The organism is Xenorhabdus kozodoii, assembly GCF_002632875.1.
Taxonomy (GTDB): Bacteria; Pseudomonadota; Gammaproteobacteria; order Enterobacterales; family Enterobacteriaceae; genus Xenorhabdus; species Xenorhabdus kozodoii.
The window spans coordinates 1-2,150 of sequence record NZ_NJCX01000065.1; the positions used below are offsets into that span (position 1 = coordinate 1).

Annotated in this window: 2 protein-coding genes; both read right to left on the reverse strand. The window is 38.4% G+C overall.

What is annotated here, in order from left to right; genetic code table 11:
• A partial coding sequence (locus Xkoz_RS22455) for a phage tail fiber protein (RefSeq protein ID WP_479688403.1) occupies positions 1–570 on the reverse strand: 570 nt, incomplete at its 3' end.
• A 374-nt stretch (positions 571–944) separates the two neighbouring features.
• Positions 945–1,313, reverse strand: a complete 369-nt coding sequence (locus Xkoz_RS19020) for a hypothetical protein (protein ID WP_099143499.1) — start codon at positions 1,311–1,313, stop codon at positions 945–947.
• Positions 1,314–2,150 lie beyond the last annotated feature (837 nt).

A 2,150-nucleotide genomic window follows, 5' to 3' on the forward strand; every position in this document is an offset into this window, starting at 1 on the left:
GGTTTTGATGGTGATAGAGCCATCTTTTTGCACTTTATCATCGATGTAGATTAACTCCAGTCCATTATTATTTTTTGGTGATGAAATACCACCGTGCACACCCCATGCACCATCGGCGTTATAACCCAATACGCCAGTCACCTGATAGTGACCGATGCCGAGTTTGGTCACTGTAGCGCCCTCGGATTCATCATTTGTGGTGAATGAGCCATCGGGGTGAATTTGAATGATAGGCGAGGCTTTTTTTATGAAGCCGCTACCATCGACCGTGGTGTTTTTATCAGTCCAAACATCATAGTAAACAGCAGCAGCGGGATATCCTGCAAAAAATTTGACGCCTGCGCCATTAAAATGAGCGGTGAATCCACTAAATGTATCACCAGCTTTGCAAATAATTCCAGACGCCCATCGATATGCGAACGTCGAGTCTTCGTCATTTCTAAAGACTTGACTCGGATTTAACCGAAAAAAATCTAGTATGCTATTCCCCTTATAGAGAACAGCTTTCCCTAGTCCTCCAATCCCAAAATCCCCAATTTTCATCACGTCCGCTAAACCAAGGTTTTTCACAACCCACCATCACATAACATACCCCGCACAATTCAGACCTACATAGCGGATATGCCACTGAAAAAAATCCCATTTAGCCGTCAATAAATAACCAATAGGGTGGAATTGGGGAGTTGTTGGGGGATTGGGGGGAATGTGGGCAGATGCGAAAAAGCCCTCGGAGGGAGGGCTTTTTATGATTATTAAATAATTAATTTAGGTTAATTGAATACTTTAGTAAGCAATTTAACAAGCTAAGCGGCTCTCTTGACGACCTTCATACGCATAATTTCAGCTCTTCGGTGTATTTCCTTCATAATAGCTTCGAGCTTTAAAGCACTTTCGTAAAGATTATTTAGACTTTTCATATGATTATCCCTTATTGATTTATGGTATTACCATTGTGGACTAACTAAAGAATTACTTCTAATACCATTGTGTGCACGCTCACAATATTCTGCATCAAACTTTTCAATACCGATTAGCAAGGTATCAGCAAACAATAAACCTTGCTTAACGTTTTGCAAAAACATCAAGGCTGTAACGGAGTTCATACTATCAGCGTTGCTTTCTAAGTCTTTTTCAAGGTTTTCAGCTTCTTCCTTCATATAGGAAAATAACTGTTTTAATTGATCTAATGATGGATCAGTGAGTTTGTGCATGCCTTCTATGCCAAATTCTTCAAATAACACAGAAAGACTATTCAAAGTTGTATCTACAATCTCAACAAGCTTATCAAATTTGTGCTGATCTAGTTGATTCATAATGTGTTATCGGCTCTTGTGATGTTAACAAAGAAAAGGTTCGGCTAATATTAAATGAGTCTGAATATAAAGCCGATACCCTAACCTAACTCAGCTATATCACGAACCAACTCAACCTGAAAGGCGACAAAGTATACTGAATGTATAATGCCTGACAACCATTTTTTCAAGGGATTTTGTTTAACAATTATACTGCTGGTTGGTTAATCCGTGACAAAGTTGTAGCTTAACTAAGCAGCAACAATGTATTGTTTTAGATGACTAAAAGTAAGTTTGTTTTTTCATAAATTTGATCTAGTTAAACTAATTTATATTATTTTTATTGCAGAATTTTACTTTGTATTCATTTCCTCTCATTCATTGTTTTATTCGCCAATGGTTACTGTATTTGATGGCTTGATAGTTGTAGATCACTGATTAAAATTATCGCGACGAGTCGTTAGAGTTTAAAAGGGACAATCCTCCCCTTTAACCTAACTCCTTGATTTATCCGAGGTCCTCACTTTGGCTCAGTTCCGATCGGACAAATTTTTGGCTGATCGCGCCAATTGGGATTTGAAAGCCCATTTAAGTGGGAATGCCCATTTTAGTGATAACTCATTGATATCTAATCAGACGACAGATTTGGCATCTGCTTGTCCAGACCCTTGCGCACAAGTAACACGCTAAAAAGCAATGCATTTATTCCTTTTGTCCAGCACGTAAAGTAACCATTGGGATTTCCGCAATGGTTGGGTCAAAGTAAGAATAAATGGAAAAATCAACAACTTACATAAAGGCGGGGTTTCCCGACTTTTAGTTCAACATGCTTCCGTTTCAAACGTAGCGATTAAATAC

Coding starts and splice junctions, on each gene's coding strand:
- Xkoz_RS19020 (WP_099143499.1), bottom strand. CDS start 1,313: ATGAATCAACTAGATCAGCACAAATTTGATAAGCTTGTTGAGATTGTA.